Source organism: Eximiradius proteiniborus, assembly GCF_058546985.1.
Map to the genome: position 1 here is coordinate 976,870 of NZ_CM178592.1, position 19,557 is coordinate 996,426.

The window sequence follows — 19,557 nt, forward strand, 5'->3', positions numbered from 1 at the left end:
GACAAAATATTGATATAATGAAGGCAAAACAGGATAAGAAAATAATTCAAATACTGAATAATTAAATGAATTTTTTTCCTTAGAAATCATTGTAATATCGTCATTCATTTTTTGAATGTCGAAAGAGGTGCTTAAGGTGAGAGAAAAATTTAAATTGGTAAAGCTTGAAATCAATAAGATTATTTTTAAATAATCTTGAATTTGGAAAAGCATAAAAAAGCAAGGTTATCGTTGAAAACATAATCACACACTGCTTGACTACCCAAACAATTTATTTGAGATATTATCAGTTAATGTATCCACGTTTCTTCTAAGAATACTTTTTATTGACTATAAATCTACAACAAATTCTTCAATTATTTTTTTATTGTATGCTTTCCAGCCACCACGAAAATCTCTACTAGTCATTTCTATGAATTTTTTCATTTTATCAGAATTTAATTTTTCTAGCAAATAATTATAATCACCTGAATATTTGATACAGTATCCAGAATAAAATGTGCATTCTTCGTTTTCGTATAAAATAAAATTTGGTCTTTTGTTCATTGGCGAAAAAATAATTTTTTTACCAAAACTTGAATCTAAGCTTTGAGTTCTACCAAAATTATACCAAGGTTTAATCGGCTTACCATTATCCCGTTTCGCTAGCTCATCTTTTATAGAAATCAAATATTCATAGGCATATGGGAAATTATGTTTTAATTCATCTTCTTGTAATATCTGATGTTTACCATTTACTTTCTTGAACGGGAACAAAATGTATTCACTTATTGGGTCTTCACTGCTTTTAAGAGTAGAAGCTTTTATAATTGGCTTTAATATTTGCCTTTCAATTTTCACTTTACCTTTTAATTTGGTATTTGCATAAGCATAATCATCATCTATTATCTCAATCGGGAAAATATAAGATTTATCGCTCAAAGTTGTAATACCAACGTGAATATTGCATATTTCTTTAAGTTTTTTGCCATTTCCGTTTAACTTTTGTTCGGTTGTTAACTGCCAAAATTTTTGATTTTGAATTTCTGTAATTTTTATTTTCTTTTCTTTGAATTCATTCTTATTTATAGCATGCTGTAATAAAAAAATATCATTTTTCTGTTTATTAAAAATAGTGATTGCACTATATGTGGTGGCATTATCAAATAATTGAATTTCTGCATAATTTGTTATTTGTTTAATACATTTGTATTTAACAAAACTGTCTCTTAATATTTTCCCCGCTTCTGTGTAAAAATAGGTGTTAGGTGTTATCAAACCACAAATTCCATCGTCTGAAAGCAAATAGTAACATAGTTCAAAAAATGCTATGTAAATATCAGTCGAGCCGTTCCGACAAAAAGAATAATTTTGCTGAATAAATTTTCGCTGATTTTCTTCTAAATGCTGTATTCTAATATATGGCGGATTACCTACTATATAATCAAATTTTTGTACTTTCTCACCATTAAATAGATTATTTTGAGGTAATTGTTCTAATGAATTACAAACTTTAATATTCCAATTTATTTCAATATTGTAATCTTTAATAACTTCATTAAGATTGTTAATACAAGAGTTAACTGCTTGTGGATCAATATCCCAACCATAAATTTTTTCAAGATTATTTATTAAATCTTCTTTTGCAGAATATTTAATAATTCTCTCAGCTACAACAGCTAAAAAGCGACCATCTCCACAAGCTGGGTCTAATATCGTTTTCCCAACAACGTTTTTACTTGTAAAATGAATATCGTCCAAAATTTTTTCAACAATAAATCTTGGTGTATATATCTTACCGATTAATTTTTCATCTGTATATGTTTTTAATAATGAAGCCATTTTATTTTTTACAACTAATAAATTTCTTGTAATTCTCAATTTCTGTAAATAAATTTTCAACCGATAATTTACTTTCAAGTAAATTTGCAAATTCCTTTTCAAACAACTGACTTGGTTTTAAAGCAGTGACTTTTTCTTTTTCCTCATCTAAATCAATCAATAATATACCAATTGAATATGGTCTATGTGCTTGTGGCGTATCATAAGCAAGGTTCACATATTTTTGTAAATCGTGTTCATTGATAATTTCTATTTTAGTCGGTTCTTTTGTGCCTGTTCTTTGTGTTGTTTTTGAATAGTAAGGTGTTTTGTATCTCAAAATAATTAATTGGAAATAAGGTAAATCTTTACGAGCTTGAATGTTAGCAGTTTCACCCATCATATTTTCGAAATAATTATTTGCATTTTGTTTGTAATTTGAAGTTACAAATTTAATCCCGAGGCAAATCACAGGTTTGCCATCTTTTACAACAGTTATATCGACATTTTTATCATAGTATTTACCTTGTATTGTCATCTCTTGCGTTTCTTCACCAATAAAGTGTAACTTATAAGTATTCCCAAATATTTTTTGTAAAGTTTGTGCAACATACTTATGGATTGGTCTTAATTTTTCTGTACTTCGTGGACCGAACTTAATATATTTCTTGTAAGACTCTAAAATTGATTTTATGAATTCTTGTTCTCTGTAAATATGGTGATTTTTCTGGTTCATAAAAATTTAATTTAATTTTTGTTAATGTTTCATTATTAATTTCAAAATATTTTTTTTGCGACCTCGAGCACTATCAATAATCTGTGGATTAAAGTAACAAATTTAACGATGATTCCGCTACCCACAAGCATTTCTGACAAACCCAACTGAATTTGCATAGATACAAATTCCCACAAATCTTATAACAACAGTAATTTGTTTGTAAGATAACTTATTATTAACTAAAATATTTCTTCAAAAAGAAAAAAAACACATTGCTTTCTTTATGGAGCGGTTCTTTTTCATCGTTAAAGCTAAACGAACCAGTTTTTCCCTTATTTCTCTTTTTCTTAATACCTTTATATTTTGTTAATTTTCATAGTGCAAATTTATCAAACTTTTCTGAAAAATTTGATTTTTTGTCTTTTATATCCATTAGAAGATACAGATAAAAATAAAATTCGCATAATTAGCTATTCATAGAATTTAAGAATTCGCGGTTGGACTTACGAGTTCTCAATCTATCGAGCAGAAATTCCATAGCTTCTACAGGGGTTAGCTCGCTCAGAACTTTTCTCAAGATCCAAATTCTGTTGAGTTCATCAGGTTCAAGAAGCAATTCTTCGCGACGAGTGCCTGAACGATTAACATCAATAGCAGGGAAAATTCGGCGGTCTGCAAGACGTCTATCAAGAACAATTTCCATATTTCCAGTGCCTTTGAACTCTTCGAAGATAACCTCGTCCATACGGCTGCCAGTTTCAATGAGAGCAGTAGCAATAATTGTAAGAGAACCACCTTCTTCAACATTACGAGCAGCACCAAAAAACCTTTTGGGTTTATGAAGAGCATTTGCATCCACACCACCTGAAAGAATTTTTCCGGAATGTGGAACAACTGTATTATTAGCACGAGCAAGACGAGTAATTGAGTCGAGCAGAATTACAACGTCTTGTTTTGCTTCGACAAGTCGTTTTGCTTTTTCGAGAACCATATCAGCAACCTGAACGTGGCGATCTGGTGGTTCGTCGAAAGTTGAGGCAACTACTTCTGCTTTTACTGAACGTTCCATATCAGTAACTTCTTCGGGACGCTCGTCGATGAGGAGAACAATTAATTTTACTTCAGGATGATTTGTAGTAATACTATTTGCAATTTGTTGTAACAAGATTGTTTTACCTGATTTTGGAGGAGAAACAATAAGCCCGCGTTGACCTTTGCCAATTGGGCAAAGAAGATCGACTACACGCATAGAATATTCATTGGGTTGGCGTTCGAGCTTTATTCTACTATTTGCATAAAGTGGAGTTAAATTATCAAAAATCGTTCTTTCGCGGATATTTTCAGGAGGCAGATAGTTGATAGTTTCGACTTTCAGCAAAGCAAAGAAACGCTCTTGATCTTTTGGGGCACGCACTTGTCCACGTATTGTGTCGCCAGTTCGCAAAAAAAACTTTTTAATTTGGGAAGGCGAGACATAAATATCATCGGGAGAAGGCAAATAATTATAATCAGGGGAGCGTAGGAATCCATAACCATCGGGCATTACTTCGAGAACACCTTCGCTTGTGATTGCTCCGTCTGTTTGGGTATCTTTGACCTGCACAGTAGCTTGAGCTTCGATAATTTTCAGGATAAGCTCTTGCTTTGTAAGGTCGCTGAAATTAGTAATTCCCAAGTTTTTAGCAATATTTGTAAGTTCAGCGATACGTTTAGATTTTAATTCATTAACGTCAATAGAGCTTTTATTTTCAGCTCCATTTGCTTCGTTGTTTTGATGATTAGAAGCCATAAAAACCTTGAATATATTTACACAAATTAGATAACACAGGCAGAATAAGAAAAGTAACAGAATGAATAGTTAAAATTAATCAAAAAAAAATATAATTCAAAATGATAATTACTCGTTTTGTTCAAAATCTTTTGAAATTGTTTCAATTTTTAGCGTTGCTTCATCTAAAAACTGTCTGCATTCATTTGCAAGCTTAATGCCTTCTTCATATAGTTCAATTAATTCATTCATAGGGAGAGTGCCTTCTTCTAATAATTGGGAAATTTCTTGTAATCTTTGGATATTGCTTTCAAAATTTATCTTTTTTTTCATAACATAACCCTTTAAAACAATTCTTTTGGAGAAATTTTTTCAATTTTAGCATTAGCAGAATCAAATTTACGAATTATTTCAACCGATTTAAATTTAGAAATTGGTTCATCGACCTTGATGATTATACCTTTATGACGCAATAAGGCAAATCCTTTGTCGAGTGGACGAGTCGGATTATTAGACGAAATCAGCAGTTCTAAATTTGATAAAATATTTCGTTTATTTTGAATTAGCTGAGAAAAAATTTTAGGAAAATCCAATGAATCAATCATCTGAGTGTAAGTGTTTATTTTGTTTATTACTATTTTTTTTAGGTACTTGCCAAAATTCATTTCAATTTGTTGTCTTTTGTGATTGATATGATTTTTCAGCAATCTATTAAAATGTAATTTAAATAAAGTCAATTCTTCTAAAATATCATCTAAGGGCTGTGGAGTAACAAGTTCAGCAGCAGCAGTTGGGGTAGCAGCACGAACATCGGCGACAAAATCGGAAATAGTAAAATCAGTTTCGTGACCAACAGCAGAAATAATAGGTTTTTTGCAATTGAAAATTGCGTTAGCAACAATTTCAGTATTGAAGCACCACAAATCTTCGATGGAACCTCCACCGCGTCCAATAATAATGACTTCAGCGGGAGAATTTTCGAGTTCTTGAATTGCTTTTGCAATATCTTCGGCAGCATTTTCTCCCTGAACAATTGTAGGGCGGAAATAAATTGTGCATTTTGGAAATCTACGTTCAATTGTTGTTTTCATATCTCTGATGACGGCACCGGTTGGAGAAGTAGCAATGCCAATATTTAAAGGAAGTTTTGGTAGCGGTTTCTTCCTTGAACTATCGAAATAGCCGAGTTGGTTGAGTTTTTCTTTCAGTGCTTCGAATGCAATAAATAAGTCTCCAAGCCCGGCAGGCTGAATTTGACTTACTTCAATTTGATATTTACCCTGGGGAGCATATACGGTAACACGTCCCATTACGATTACTTTCATCCCATCCTGCATTTCAAATTGCAGAGGACGACCTGACCACATAACACAATTGATTACGGCACCGCTGTCTTTCAGATTAAAGTATTTATGACCGGAATTATGAAGTTTATAATTAGAAATTTCGCCTTCAACACAAACCTGGTCGAAAGAAATTTCTAATGTTTTTTTTATAGCCTGGGTAAGTTGAGAAACTGAAACAGCATTTGTCATTTTGATTTAGCAATTATTGGGTTAAGTGGAGTAAAAGTAATATCTTTGATTATTATTTCAGCTTTATCTCTGAGTGGTTTCTCTTCGAAGCTGTCTAAATAATAACCTATCGCTATTTTCAGTGGAGCACCTGTTGGACTATAAACTAACTCGTCCTCGGAATATAAAGAAGATTTTTTGCCTTTTTTAGCAGAGTAAGAATATAGAACTTTATCTATAGTTTGAGTTTTATAAATCAACTCATCAGGTTTAATCATAATCGAGTGTGAAATTGGTACAGATTTATAATCTTTTTCAATAACGGGGTTTTTAATAAGAGCAAATTTATGAGAAGTAGTGTATTGATAATATTCAAGATGTTGAGTTTCAATAAAAACAGGTTTGCCGTAAATATTAATTCCCGCTTCGGTCATTCCATTAAAATTTCGTCCGGAACGTCTAACAGCTAATTGAGCAAAAGTATTTGAATCAATATTGTTTTGAACTGAAAGTAAATAAAAATCGAAATTGCCGAAATCAAAACTATCAACAGTTTCCAACTCAGCACCTGCCCATTCGTCCTGTTGCCTGGTAATCAAAAGATGAAGGTAGCCTTTATTATCAACGAATACATTATTAATACTTGTTGCATAAAAAAGTTCATTTATGCCTTCGGCTTCTTTTTTTTCTTTTACTTTCCATTTAAGTCCAGCAAATTCAATAATTCCATTCTGAGGAAGAGTGATTGAACTCGTTGAATCAGTTTTACTCAAATTTTGATTTTGTACCTGATCTTTTTTACAAGAAATTGAAATAAAGATTAAGAATGCCAACAATAAACAGAGTTTGAATTTCATATTTTTCAAATGCCCCTAAAAAATATATGCAATATTAAAAACAAATTTTGAAATTCCATAATGAAATTGACGTAACAGGATTATAATTATGGCTCAATTTTTGTTGTTTGCAATTATTATTGTTAGTCTTATGATAATAAGAAATGGATATACGCGAATATATAGTGGAATTTAATAATTATCTTAAAAATCAACGAAATTTCTCAATTCGCACTGTAATAACATATGAACGTGCCCTGAATGATTTTCTGAACTATTTCGAAGAAACATATGGAGTAATTCCAGATATAGACGCAATTAAAACAGAAGATATCAAGCCATTTCTTGGATGGCTTCACGACCGGAATTTATCAAAAAGCAGTATAAAATTAAAAGTATCAGCAATTAAATCATTTTTTAAGTATTTAAGAAAACATAACATAATTGAAATTAATCCTGCAAAGCCAGTTGCGACACCTAAAAAAGAAAAGAAATTGCCATCTTATCTCACAAAAGTTGAGACTGACAAGTTGTTTTCGGAAACGTTATGTAACAGTTCTCCACAATTGGTTTGCTTGATAGAACTCTTGTATGGATGTGGACTTCGCATAAGTGAGGCACTTAATTTGGAACTAAAAGATATAGACTATTTCAATAGGCAAGTTAAAGTATTAGGAAAAGGCAACAGGGAAAGGATAGTGCCAATTGGAAGCAAAGCAATTGAAGCAATAAAGATGCTTTTGAAAACTCGGAAAACCAACAGCAATTATCTATTTTGTTCAAAAAACGGGAAGAAGTTGAATGCTGCTGTTGCTTACCGACAAATAAAGAGGGAAATATCGAAAGTATCAGGAACAACTCGCAAAAGCCCGCACACATTGAGACATACTTTTGCTACACATTTGCTTGATAATGGTGCAGACTTAAAAGCAGTTAGTGAAATGCTGGGACATAAATCATTATCAACTACACAAATATACACTCACCTTTCTGTGGAGAGATTAAAAAGTGCATATAAACAAGCACACCCAAAAGCTTAGGCACTTTCTTTTGCAATAATACTTAAAAAGTCAGAAGATTTGCGAAAATCTTGTTCGAGTTCGAAGGTAAACATTTCAACATCAAGAGTTTTTAATTCTGGTAAGTAATTAGTAAGGCAGAGCCAAGCTGGATGGTTTTCTAATTTCAAGGATTGAATTCCTTCGTAGAAACCAGCATCCCAAACTTCGCAAAGTAAGTCGGCAATTCTAACAACAGAAACTAATTCCTGAAAGTTTGGTGCTTCAAGTGGGTTTGTATGATAAGCAATAATAGTTGTTAATTCGTGAGGCAGACGCCATAATTTTGCTATCTCACCACCAACCTGCATATGATTAACACCATAAATTTCGATTTCAGCTTCGATGTCAGTTGCACCTTGTGTTACTTTATCTACAACCTGATAATATTTCTTAGCATCATATTGAAGCATAGCAAGTTTGCCAATATCGTGGAGGAGCCCACCTATGAACTCATTCTCTTTGTAAGATTTATTAATTTTAGTAGATAAAGATTTTGCGACCATACCTGCGCAAGAAGCATGCCACCAGAATTTTTCCATAAGCCCAGCAGCAATTTTCTGCGAACTGAGCAAGAATTTCGAGAAGATTGAAACACCTAAAACGATATTAGTAAGTCTGTTAAGTCCGAGAGTAATTATTGCTTGATGGATTGTGTTTATCTCAGTTCGTGTAGCATAAAGTGGAGAATTGGCTACACGCAATAATTTCAAAGTAAGAGAAGCATCAGCTTCGATTACTTTCGACAAATTTCTAATATCAATATTGTCATCTTCCAATAAAGCTAACACTTTCGAAGCAACAGGGGGCAAAGTTGCAAATTCTTGTGTCTCTATTAAGCTTTCTAAAATCGACATTTTGTCTTTACCAGAACCATAATTTTGTTAATCTACAAATATATTAATGTTTATAATACAAAAAAAATTTATTTATTTCAAGATAAATGTAAGGAATTTTATATATTTACATAAAAATACATTTAATATTACAAAAAATTCATTTAAAATTCACAAATTAATTACTCTTTATCATTAATTAAAGTCCACATTTTATATTTCAGTTCTTCAATTCCAATATTTGCAACAGAAGAAATTAAAATTATCTCGACCTGTTTTTCTCTGAACTTAATTTTCTTCAATTCTTCAATTTGTTCAGGTAGCAGCGCATCTATTCTACTAAAACAAATAATTTTTTTCTTTTTGAGCAGGTCTTTGTTATATGATTTTAATTCATTTTTAAGAATTTTATAATCAGCTTTTGGGTCGGGACTAAGACCATCGAGCATAAAGAGCAACGCTCTTGTCCGTTCGATATGACGAAGGAACTGAAGTCCAAGACCTTTTCCTTGAGAAGCACCTTCGATAAGGCCTGGTACATCGGCAACGGTAAAGCTCTCGGTTTCAGAGATTCGAACTAAACCTAAATTTGGAGTAAGAGTAGTAAACGGATAGTTTGCTATTTTTGGTTTTGCAGCAGAAATTACAGAAATCAAAGTAGATTTACCGACATTAGGGAAACCGACTATTCCAACATCTGCGATTAATTTAAGTTCGAGAAGAAGATTGCGTTCTTCGCCAGGAAGTCCCGGATTAGATTTTCTCGGAGTTTGGTTGGTAGAAGTAGCAAAATGGGTATTTCCCCACCCCCCATTACCTCCGTGAGCAATAACGAATTCCTGACCGTGTTCGACCATATCAACTATCACTTCTCCGGTTGAAGCATCTTTGACCACCGTTCCTTGTGGCAACTTGATAATAATATCTTTCCCATTGCTACCTGTTTTCATACCGCCTTTCCCTGGGCGACCATCTTCAGCGATGTATTTATTTTTATAGTGGAAATCAAGCAAAGTAGTAAGTTGCCTGTCTGATTTTAGAATAATATTGCCACCTCTACCGCCGTCTCCCCCATCGGGACCGCCTTTGGGAACATATTTTTCGCGACGGAAGGAAATAGCACCATTTCCACCGCGCCCAGCTCTAACGTATATTTCTACTAAATCAACAAATTTCATTATCTTTATCTTTTTTATTTAATAGTAATAAGTCAATATCTATTTCTTCATCGCCAACATTTATTTTCTTTTCTTTCTCTCTCATATTGCTTAATAATTCATCGTTTAGTTCGTAGCTTTCGAGGGCAGTTCTAATTGTTTCGTCCTCAATTTTTTGTTCAACTAATTCCCCCATATCTACATCAAATTCATATTCAGTAGTAGTTTGATTAGCAGAGAAGTTATCTACATCAGATACAATATCATTAAGTTCTGAAATATTAACAGCATTGAGATTATCAATCTCATCGAAATCTGTTTCAGCAAATTGATGTAATAGCTCAGATTCTGAAGGCTCAGATTGAGTAGATGAAAAATCAGCATTACTAACATCATTATTAATTGTATGCAAATCACTTTCATTATTTGCAAAATCAGTGGTTAAGTTCTCTTCGGTTGATTTAGTATCAAGTAATTTGTTGAGAAAATCAGATAATGAGCTTGATAGGTCTCCCTTGAATTCAAAAGATGGGAATTCTTGAGTATTTTCAATCTCTATAGGCAAATCAACCGAAAAATGTTCATCACCTGCAATAAAAGAAATTGCTTTTTGAATAATCTGGTTTTCAGCTTCATAGATAACATCAAATTTCTCTTCCTCCGGGATAAAACTATCAATAATTTGGAGTTCTTCATCAAATAAGTTAGTTTCAGAAGAGACAGAAAATGATTCATTAGCCAAGTCGCTTTGTTCAGCCGTTTCTATAGTCGGAAATTCTTCAACTAAATTATCTTCAAGGTTTTCATTGATTAATTCTAATAAAGCATATTCGTCGGAGGATAATTGCGATTCGAGTTCTTCAATATTTTCTTCCTGTAGTTCTAAATTTATTTCACTATCAAAATTTTCGTTAATTTCACTTTCGATGAGGTTATCAAAAGAAGCATTTAAATTACTGTTCAGGTCAGTAATATTGTCGTCAGAAATATCAGATAAGTCGTCTGGAATAGAAGGCTCAGGCTGATTCGAATCAGACTCTTCGATTTGCAAAATATCTTCAGTTAAATTTTCCTGTTCGTTTTGAAAATCGTAAACTTCATTACTTATTTCGCTAACAAATTCAATAACATCGCTTTTAGTCTCAGATAAATTTTCAACTAATTCAGCAGTCTGCACTTTCAACAGATTATTGCGAAGTAAATCAACTAACTCGAAACGTGAGATTTCGGAGTTTTTGTGTTGATTTTCAATTAAATAAGCTAAATAATTTAATTTTTTATCCAAGAAGAACATAATCAATGCATCGGTTGGAGCTTTGACAATACCAGTATCGTCAGAAAAGAACTGAAAGATAGGTTCTAATAAATTGGTCAGTTCATTTTCATCTAAATTTAACACAAAAGTGTTGTCGAAAAGCTCAACTTTATTTTCGAATTCATAGATAGAAATTGTAGTTTTGCCTTGTTCAGTTTCTTTTGCAACAAAATCGTAAAAACTTTGGTAGAGATAATCATAATCAGAAAAATAAGCTAAATATTTTAAGAACTGTTCATAAGAAACAGTTAAACTTTCTCTGAAAATAAAGTACTTTAAGGTAGTCCTTGGACGGCAAAGAAAATTCAGCCTTAATTTAACAAAACTTTCTATAAATGAGAATAGATTGTCGAAAGGAACAACAGATATTTGTTTAAGAAGTGTTTCGAACTCAAAACAGATATTAGTTTTAGAATAGAAATCGAAAAAAGGATTAGCTTCAAATCTCATTTTCTCTTTGAAAATCCACAATTCGCGTTCTGCAGTAATCATAGTTTTATAGACATCCGGCAAATCAGGACATTCTAAAAGCTCGTCGATAGAGATTTTACCACTAAAATTCAATGAATTGCAGATTATTTCTGTATTTTGTTTGATTGCCTTTGTAAAAGCAGATTTTTCCATAGTTTATTGCCGTCAAAGTTATAAATTGTATTTAAAATAATATCGGGAAAAATATCAAAAACTGAACAAGATTACCTTAAAAGTTCAAGTTCAGATGAAATTTCACATCCAGCAGCTTTGAACATAGCAATCATCGGACAATATGTTGTTTGCGAAAGTTCAACAGCACGCTCAAGGTCTTTTAATTCAGCGTCAGGGCTTTTCAGAATATATTTAATATGAACTTTTGTAAAAACCTTCGGATGATTATCGTTTCTTTCGCCATCAACGATAGTTTTGAAAGCTTCGACAGTTTTTCTTTTTTTACGAACGATTGCTACAACATCCATAGAAGTGCAAGCAGCAAGAGCTTCGAGCATTATTTCTGCTGGGCGCGGAGCTTTGTTTTCACCACCGCTTTCGGGTAAAGCATCGAAATGGGTTTGATGATTATCAGGACTAATAGCAACAAAATGCATTTTATCAACAAGCTCGAGTTCGATTTTCATAAACATTACTTGAAAAAGTTTAACAATAAATAGTATAAACGAAATAAGTAAAAATAAATTAAATAAACAATTTAAAATAATTAATTTTTGTAAAAAAAGAGGATATTGTTGAATAATATCCTCTTTTTTCTCAAGATAAAGTGAATGATTATCCAACAAATGGAAGTTTAACAACTTCCGCTGGGAACAATTTGCCACGTGCTTCAATTTCAATTTTTGTACCCGGTTCTTTGTAAGCAGCTTCAACGTATCCAAGACCAATTGCTTTATTGAGAGTTGGAGAAAGATTACCGCTTGTAACTTCGCCAATTTGTTTGCCATCAGCAAAAATTTTGTAATGCTGGCGTGGGATAAATTTATCGACGGTAATAACAAATCCGACTAAATTTCTCTTAGGTTTTTCTTCTTTAACTTTAGTTAGTACATCGCTACCATTGAATTTCCCTTTGTTAAGCTTTGTAATCCAACCCAATCCGGCTTCAATAGGATTAGTGGTTTCATCAATATCATTACCATACAGGCAATATGCTTTTTCTAATCTCAATGTGTCGCGGCAACCCAAGCCGACGGGTTCTAATCCGAATTCTTTGCCAGCCTCGAGAATGTCGTCCCAAATCTTTTCTGCGACTGCGGTATCACCTCTGAAATATAGTTCAAAACCTAATTCACCTGTATAACCAGTTCTCGAAATAATTGCCTGAAAACCGGAAATTTTACCAATTTTGAAGGTATAATATTCAATAGGATTTAGGTCAATATCAGCAATTTTTTGGATAGTTGCTTTTGAATTTGGTCCCTGAATAGCTAACAGGTTGATATCATCAGTAGCATTGTAAAGCTCGACATCAAACCCCTCTTTGTTTTTTATGCACCAGTCCCAGTCTTTTTCGATATTGGCACCATTGACAACAAGCATCCAAAATTCAGGTTCTATACAATACACAAGCAAATCATCTACAATACCACCATTTTCGTAACACATAGCTGAATACTGAACTTTACCGGGTAATAATTTAGAAGCGTCATTTGTAGTAATTTTCTGAATGAATGCCAAAGCGTCTTTTCCTCTGACTTCAAATTCGCCCATATGTGAAACATCGAACATTCCTACAGAATTTCTCACTAAATTATGCTCAAAAATAATTCCTTTTGGATATTGAATAGGCATTTCGTAGCCGGCAAAAGATACCATTTTTGCATTAGCATTAAGATGCTTTTGGTAAAAACGTGTCTTTTTCATTTTTTTCTCCATTTTGAAAATTTCATTTTTACAAATATATGCTATTTTATCATCAAATGTTCGTTTCATTAAAAATAAATTTTATTCTTTAAAGAAAGAGAAAATTTTATTATATTGTAAATCTTATTTTGTAAAATCTTTAAATTAATTTGTTGAATTTTATGTAATTGGGTGCATCAAATGTCTAATATTGAAAATCAAAATGTTGTCGGTGAAAATAATGAAAAATTAGAAGTAACTAATTCCGAAATAATTAACCAATCATCATCTGAAGGTTTACCAACAGAAACAGTTGAGCAAGTCAAAGAACCTGCTAAAGAACCAAGCAGTGAAAAAGCCTCAGATGAAACTGCACCCAAGGTGGAACACCCAATAGAGTTAAGCGAAGAAGAAAAAGCACGAATAGCAGCTGAGGCAAAGAAACGTGCTGAAGAAAAGCAAAAGCAGTTTGATGCTGATTTTTCTAAAATTAAAAAGGCTTTCGAAAAAGGTGAAACAATAGAAGCCAAAGTAACTAATAGAATTAAAGGTGGATTGCGTTTAATGTATAATGATATTCCGCTATTTCTGCCAACTTCTCACTTCGGAATTAAAAGAAATCCATCGGAAGAAGAACTGACTGCCATAATAGGCTCCAATCTTCAGGTTCATATACATGAAATATCAGAAGATGAAGATAAAAGAAAAACAATAATTGTTAGCAGAAAGAAAATTCTTTTAGACAATATCTGGAATAAGATAAAAGTTGGAGATATTGTCGAAGGAACAGTATCTTCGGTTGCAAGTTTTGGAATTTTCCTTGATTTAGGTGGTATTGAGGGATTAATTCATATTTCAAGGTTGTCTCAGCAACACATTGAATCAACAAAAGATTTTGCTAAACGTGGCGATAAAATGCAAGCTGTTGTAATTGAAATAGATAAAGAAAACAATAAAATTGCTTTAAGTCGTAAAGAACTTGAAAAATCACCGTGGGAAGGTATTGAACAAAAATATCCTGTTGATTCTGTAGTTAAAGGTATTGTTAGACGCTTTACTAATTTTGGTGCTTATGTAGAAATCGAGAAAGGATTGGATGGATTGGTTCGATTGAATGAATTATCGTGGACAAAGAGAGTTAAAAATCCTGCTGATTGCCTGCAAATTGATAATGAATATGAATTTAAAGTAATAAATGCTTCCGAAGAAAAGAAAACATTGCATTTATCATTGAAAAGATTAAGCGAAAATCCTTGGCAGTCCATTAAAGAAAAGTTCGTTCCTGAAAAATTATTCAATGGTGTTGTAAAACAAGTGTTAGCTCAAGGTTGCGTTGTAACGGTAGAAGACGAAGTTGATGGATTTATGCCTCGTAGTAAAATGAAAAACTTATTGCGAGGGAATAAAATTCCATTCAAGGTAGGGCAAGCAATTGAAATACTTATCAGCGATGTGTCTGTTGAAGAAGAATCTATGATTTTAGAACCAAATCCAGAGTATTTCAACACTGCAATATCAGTTGAACATAAACCAAAGCCAAAAGAAAGAAGACCTGCAAAAGAAGTGCAAACTGAAAAATCAGAAGGTGGATTTTCTATTGCAGATTTATTGCCTGAATCGATAACAGAATCATTGCTTGACAATAATAAATAATTATTTGACTTTAGATAAAGCAAAAGCCCCGCTCGAGAGCGGGGCTTTTTGTATGATGAAGATTATCTGATAACTAATTCAGGTGTGTTTTTATTAATTCTTGATTCGAAATGCTTAGTTTTGTATTTGCGAATCTGACGAATAATTTTTTCGCTTGCTGAATGTAAGCTTTTGTGAAAATCATCACTGCTTTCAGTTGCTTTAAGTGTTGTGCCTTGCAAATGAACAGTAAATTCGACTGTTTTAAGTGTATCATTCACGAACACCACATTAGATGAGATAATTCCGTCGTGGTATTTCTCGAAACTTTTCGAAAGTTCGATAGCTTCATCGTGCAATTGAGGATGATTTCCTTTGAAGTGGCGGAACGTTACTTTAGTTTGCATAGCAACCTCGCTAAAAATTCGTTTAACACATCTCTCTTAATGAGAGTATTTAAATGAACATCTAAAATTAATTACGTAAAATTTAACAAAACATTGTTAATATTTTAACAAAAAATATTTTTTTTGAAATTGTATTATGAACGAGGATGAAATGAGTAATACACTTCACGAAGATAATCTCTATCTAAATGAGTATAAATTTGAGTAGTTGAAATGTCTGAATGCCCAAGCATTTCCTGAACAGCCCGCAAATCTGCTCCACCTTCAATTAAATGAGTAGCGAAGGAATGCCTGAACATATGAGGATAAACATCTTTTTCTATTCCAGCAATTTTCGCATAATTTCTAAGTAATTTCCAAATACCCATACGTGAAAATTTTCCACCCTTTTGGTTAAGAAAAACTATATTTCCAGAAATACCGGCACGGTAGAATTGACTTCTAACGTTGTTTATATATAAGTTTAGCCAATTTAGTGCAATTGAGCCAATCGGAACAATTCTCTCTTTAGAACCTTTTCCAAAAACACGCACAATTTCTGCATCAAAAATTACCTGATTTAATTCGAGATTAATAAGTTCTGACACTCTCAATCCGCAAGCATATAGCACTTCCATAATTGCCCTATCGCGAAGACCTGCTGAATTTGAGGTATCCGCGGCTTCAATCATAGCATTAATTTCTGCAAAAGATAAAACTTCAGGCAAAGCACGACGGATTTTGGGAAGTTCGATTAGATCTGTAAAATCGGTTGTTGATTTTCCGATTGAAACGAGATATTTGTGCAAAGCACGAATTGAAGACAAATACCTGCTTTTTGACGAAGCAGCAAGTCCAATTTCAGAAAGAACTTCAATAAATTGACTAACCATCTTTTCGTTGCTTTCAGTAAAAGTGCTGATATTTTGTGAAAGCAAAAATTCAGCATAAGTTTTAATATCGTTCTCGTAAGATGAGCAGGTATTTTCGGATAAACCTTTCTCTAAGGAAATATAACTGAGAAATCCTTTTAAATCACGAATAAAGTCGAATGGCAGATTTGCTTTTGACGAAATCATTTTTTCTTGTTGAATTGAATGAGCATAAACCAACCAGCTTTGTCTCCACCAAGTAGGATAGCTAATTTACGGGCAATCCATCGCATTGCAGGACTAAAACGTTCAAGTTTATCGTAATAAGTTAAAACAGTTTTTATCGAAATATTCTCGACTGGAAGTTTTTGCAACATTTTTAAGGCTTCTTTTCGTGTGTAAGCTTTAGTTCCGGGACTTTCCATTTTATTCCACAAAACGTTGGAAAGTGAAAGCCAAGGTTTGAATTTGAGCAAAGCGTGCTTAACCCAGAATAGATAAGAAAGTACGCTATGCCTATGATATATCATAATTTTAGCCGTTCCTCCGGGTGCGAGCACACGAACAATTTCTTTAAGTGCCGCTTCTGTATCTGGAGTATGGTGGATAACACCCCAACTCCATACCAAATCGAAGAAGTTATCCTGGAATGGAAGGTTTTCGCAATCGGCAACCTGAATACTTTCGGCTTGAAAACCATAAATATTCAATCTATGTTGAACGTGTTCGCAAGCTTGTTCAGTTAAATCAACGCCGAAAATTTTCGCACCTGCTCTCGCCCACTGGAGAAAATCTGTGCCAGCGCCGACTCCAACTTCGAGCACCTTTTTGCCATACCAGCGGGTGAATTCAGCAAATGAAAATATTTCAGGTTGTATTTTATAGCGAAATTCTTCAATTTCTTCGAAATAATCCTTAGTGAATTTTTCTTTATTGCTGCTCCAAGAACCACAAGTTTCATTGTTCCAATAATCTTTTACTTCATATTTTAATTTTTCATCGCTCATAATATTTTAAATTAAAATTTTTTAACATTCGTATTATTACAAAAATAAATAATAAAATATCAATAATATTTGTATATTTTGAATTATTTTTTTCAAAAATATTAATCGAAATTAATGAGACTAATAAATTTCGAAAATATTCTCAAAATAACTGACCAAATATCAACCAAGCAAAAATTTTTATGTGTTATATTTTTTCAATTTATTTACGCTATTCTTTTAACTTGTTTTTATGGGAAGATAGGACAATCCATTGCTTTTCTAATAGTATTGCCAGCGTTTGTTTCGGCATTTTTACTTAACGCTGTTTGGACAATTTCTTCAATATCGTTTTCTGCATTATTCACTATAATTTATATTCTGCTGTGGTCTAATAGAAATGATTTTTCGCTAATTAAGTTATTAATTGGCTTTTTATTAACATATCTGCTATCTTTTTTCATAAGCAAGCTTATCAGAACAACACGCCAGTATCAAAACGAGGTTTTTAACCGAAAGAAGATAGAAGAAGATTTATTAAAAGCTAATGAAGAATTAAAATTATACGTCGAACGACTTGAAGTTGAAATTCAGGAAAAATACAATGCAGAAAGGACACTTCGTAAGTCAGAAGCACAATATCGGGAACTTGTGGAAAAGGCTAATATTGGGATATTAGTTGATGATGCAGATGGAAATATCAAATATTTCAACGAGCAACTCTGCGTTATGACAGGATATTCAGCAGGTGAAATGATTAAAATGAATCTTAAAGATATTATTTACGAAAAAGATCTGCCATTAGTATTGGGAAAACATCAAAATAGAATTTTGGGTAACAATCCATATGAAAGGTATGAATTTCGGCTAATTACAAAAGAGAAGAAAATATTATTTGCCGAAGCAGATGTGTCTGTAATAATGCAGCAGCAAGTAGTAATAGGAACAAAAGCATATATATGGGATATAACTAAAAGAAAATTAACCGAACTTGCTCTGAAGGAAAGCGAAGAACGTTTCAGAAGTATATATAATAACGCTACTATGGGATTCTACCGACTTTCAGATGACGGTCGGCTAATAATGGGCAATCCTAAATTTTTCGAAATGCTCAAAATTTCGGAACAAGAGCTCTTGAATAAAAAAATCGAAGAAGTACTGGAAGTAGATGAAAATCGTCAAAATTTCTTAGAAATATTAAAAAGAGAAAAAAAGATAAATGGGTATGAAAGCGAATGGTTTAGAAAAGACGGGGCTTTGTTTTTTGGTCGAGAAACTGCGTGGACAATCACAAATGAAAAAGGCGACATTCAATATATTGATGTTATTCTCGAAGATGTTACGTTAAAAAAGCAAGTGGAAGAAGAGCGGGAGCAACTCATTTCACTTTTGCAAAGTGCAAAAAGTGAAATAAAAGTGCTGAGCGGGCTATTGCCAATTTGTGCTTCGTGCAAAAGAATTCGGGATGAAAATGGGAATTGGTCGAATATGGAACAGTATATAGACGAACATTCCGAGGCTGAATTCAGCCACGGAATATGTCCAGATTGTGCTCAAAAATTATATCCAAGTGCTTATAAATAGGCTTCTATTTCTGCAAAAGCATCAACAGTTTCGAATACTTTAATTCCAATTTTTTTAATATTTGGAAATTTTCTGAATTCATGCTTAAAATGTTCTGCCAAGAATTTGGAAATGTTTTCGCAAGTAGTGAAGTTATCAATTACGAAATGGCGGAAATTATTACTGGCGAGGAAATCTATCATCACTTTATCTTGCTTATCGACAATAAATGAATGGTCGAGCTGTTCAATAATAGGTCGGACTATCCGCTCGATGTGGTAAAAATCGATTAACATACCATTTTCGTTTGGTTCACCTTCTAAAGACAGTTCCATTTTGTAGGAATGTCCGTGAATATTTTTGCAATTTCCTTCGTGATAAGGAAGACGGTGGCTCATCTCCCAGACAAATTCCTTTGCAATACGCATATTAGTCCCTTTTGTAAGTAGCAACAATGGTGCTTGTCATTCCACCGCGAACTCCCCACTGGCTGATGACACTCATTTCGAGCGGTTTGCAGGCGGCAACTAAATCATCTAAAATTTGGTTGGTTACTGCTTCGTAGAAAATACCTTTATTTCTATACTCCAAAAAATAGTATTTCAGTGATTTAAGTTCCAAGCATAATTCATCCGGAATGTAGGTAATAGTGATTGTGCCGAAATCAGGCAAACCTGTTTTGGGACAAACAGAAGTAAATTCGTGGTTAACGTGAGTAATTTCATAATGGCGACCTATGCTTGGATTAGGAAATGTTTCAATTTGCATAAACTTTTCTCCATTTT

At 32.9% G+C, this 19,557-nt stretch carries 19 protein-coding genes; 3 read left to right on the forward strand and 16 right to left on the reverse strand.

Translation table 11 applies throughout. The features are described from left to right. Positions 1-330: 330 nt before the first annotated feature. From ACY2LT_RS04105 to ACY2LT_RS04130, 6 genes are all read right to left on the reverse strand, one after another. Complete coding sequence (locus ACY2LT_RS04105; RefSeq protein ID WP_491816574.1) at positions 331-1,821, reverse strand: HsdM family class I SAM-dependent methyltransferase; 1,491 nt, start codon at positions 1,819-1,821, stop codon at positions 331-333. Between the two features lies 1 nt (position 1,822). Further along, entirely contained in the window at positions 1,823-2,536 is a 714-nt protein-coding gene (locus tag ACY2LT_RS04110) for a hypothetical protein (protein WP_491816575.1), read from the reverse strand. 448 nt (positions 2,537-2,984) lie between these two features. Next, the gene (rho, locus tag ACY2LT_RS04115) at positions 2,985-4,307 is read right to left on the reverse strand and encodes a transcription termination factor Rho (protein WP_491816576.1); all 1,323 of its coding nucleotides are present in this window, start codon (positions 4,305-4,307) and stop codon (positions 2,985-2,987) included. 108 nt (positions 4,308-4,415) lie between these two features. Then, a complete protein-coding gene (gene xseB, locus ACY2LT_RS04120; protein WP_491816577.1) occupies positions 4,416-4,619 on the reverse strand; it encodes an exodeoxyribonuclease VII small subunit in 204 nt (67 codons plus the stop codon). 11 nt (positions 4,620-4,630) lie between these two features. Further along, complete coding sequence (xseA, locus tag ACY2LT_RS04125) at positions 4,631-5,821, reverse strand: exodeoxyribonuclease VII large subunit (RefSeq protein ID WP_491816578.1); 1,191 nt, start codon at positions 5,819-5,821, stop codon at positions 4,631-4,633. After that, positions 5,818-6,657 carry a hypothetical protein gene (locus ACY2LT_RS04130; protein ID WP_491816579.1) on the reverse strand — a complete coding sequence of 280 codons (840 nt, stop codon included), beginning with the start codon at positions 6,655-6,657 and terminating at the stop codon, positions 5,818-5,820. The genes xseA and ACY2LT_RS04130 overlap by 4 nt, the downstream gene beginning before the upstream one ends. A 143-nt stretch (positions 6,658-6,800) precedes the next feature. On the opposite strand from ACY2LT_RS04130, the gene ACY2LT_RS04135 reads away from it, so the two are divergent. Next, positions 6,801-7,676, forward strand: coding sequence for a tyrosine recombinase XerC (locus tag ACY2LT_RS04135; RefSeq protein WP_491816580.1), 876 nt, complete (start codon positions 6,801-6,803; stop codon positions 7,674-7,676). Here ACY2LT_RS04135 and ACY2LT_RS04140 read toward each other — a convergent pair. From ACY2LT_RS04140 to gcvT, 5 genes are all read right to left on the reverse strand, one after another. After that, the gene (locus tag ACY2LT_RS04140; RefSeq protein WP_491816581.1) at positions 7,673-8,551 is read right to left on the reverse strand and encodes an HDOD domain-containing protein; all 879 of its coding nucleotides are present in this window, start codon (positions 8,549-8,551) and stop codon (positions 7,673-7,675) included. The two genes, ACY2LT_RS04135 and ACY2LT_RS04140, sit on opposite strands and share 4 nt — an antisense overlap. A gap of 161 nt (positions 8,552-8,712) precedes the next feature. After that, positions 8,713-9,708: a GTPase ObgE gene (obgE, locus tag ACY2LT_RS04145; RefSeq protein ID WP_491816582.1), complete on the reverse strand. Its 996-nt coding sequence runs from the start codon at positions 9,706-9,708 to the stop codon at positions 8,713-8,715. After that, positions 9,695-11,626, reverse strand: coding sequence for a hypothetical protein (locus ACY2LT_RS04150; RefSeq protein WP_491816583.1), 1,932 nt, complete (start codon positions 11,624-11,626; stop codon positions 9,695-9,697). Before ACY2LT_RS04150 ends, obgE begins: the two co-directional genes overlap by 14 nt. 71 nt (positions 11,627-11,697) lie before the next feature. After that, entirely contained in the window at positions 11,698-12,114 is a 417-nt protein-coding gene (locus ACY2LT_RS04155) for an OsmC family protein (RefSeq protein ID WP_491816584.1), read from the reverse strand. 148 nt (positions 12,115-12,262) lie between these two features. Beyond that, positions 12,263-13,354: a glycine cleavage system aminomethyltransferase GcvT gene (gcvT, locus tag ACY2LT_RS04160; RefSeq protein ID WP_491816585.1), complete on the reverse strand. Its 1,092-nt coding sequence runs from the start codon at positions 13,352-13,354 to the stop codon at positions 12,263-12,265. 180 nt (positions 13,355-13,534) lie between these two features. Between gcvT and ACY2LT_RS04165 the strand changes: the two genes are divergently transcribed. Continuing rightward, positions 13,535-14,986: a S1 RNA-binding domain-containing protein gene (locus tag ACY2LT_RS04165; protein ID WP_491816586.1), complete on the forward strand. Its 1,452-nt coding sequence runs from the start codon at positions 13,535-13,537 to the stop codon at positions 14,984-14,986. Positions 14,987-15,048: 62 nt separating this feature from the next. Here ACY2LT_RS04165 and hpf read toward each other — a convergent pair whose 3' ends face one another. The 3 genes from hpf to ACY2LT_RS04180 all read right to left on the reverse strand — a co-directional run bounded on the left by hpf (position 15,049) and on the right by ACY2LT_RS04180 (position 17,230). After that, complete coding sequence (hpf, locus tag ACY2LT_RS04170; RefSeq protein ID WP_491816587.1) at positions 15,049-15,372, reverse strand: ribosome hibernation-promoting factor, HPF/YfiA family; 324 nt, start codon at positions 15,370-15,372, stop codon at positions 15,049-15,051. Between the two features lie 134 nt (positions 15,373-15,506). Continuing rightward, complete coding sequence (gene xerD / locus ACY2LT_RS04175; RefSeq protein ID WP_491816588.1) at positions 15,507-16,430, reverse strand: site-specific tyrosine recombinase XerD; 924 nt, start codon at positions 16,428-16,430, stop codon at positions 15,507-15,509. Next, positions 16,427-17,230, reverse strand: coding sequence for a class I SAM-dependent methyltransferase (locus ACY2LT_RS04180; protein WP_491816589.1), 804 nt, complete (start codon positions 17,228-17,230; stop codon positions 16,427-16,429). Before ACY2LT_RS04180 ends, xerD begins: the two co-directional genes overlap by 4 nt. Before the next feature lie 270 nt (positions 17,231-17,500). On the opposite strand from ACY2LT_RS04180, the gene ACY2LT_RS04185 reads away from it, so the two are divergent. After that, the gene (locus ACY2LT_RS04185; protein ID WP_491816590.1) at positions 17,501-18,793 is read left to right on the forward strand and encodes a PAS domain-containing protein; all 1,293 of its coding nucleotides are present in this window, start codon (positions 17,501-17,503) and stop codon (positions 18,791-18,793) included. Here ACY2LT_RS04185 and ACY2LT_RS04190 read toward each other — a convergent pair. Continuing rightward, entirely contained in the window at positions 18,784-19,200 is a 417-nt protein-coding gene (locus ACY2LT_RS04190; RefSeq protein ID WP_491816591.1) for a 6-pyruvoyl trahydropterin synthase family protein, read from the reverse strand. The genes ACY2LT_RS04185 and ACY2LT_RS04190 overlap by 10 nt on opposite strands. 1 nt (position 19,201) lies before the next feature. Next, the gene (queF, locus tag ACY2LT_RS04195) at positions 19,202-19,540 is read right to left on the reverse strand and encodes a preQ(1) synthase (RefSeq protein WP_491816592.1); all 339 of its coding nucleotides are present in this window, start codon (positions 19,538-19,540) and stop codon (positions 19,202-19,204) included. Positions 19,541-19,557 lie beyond the last annotated feature (17 nt).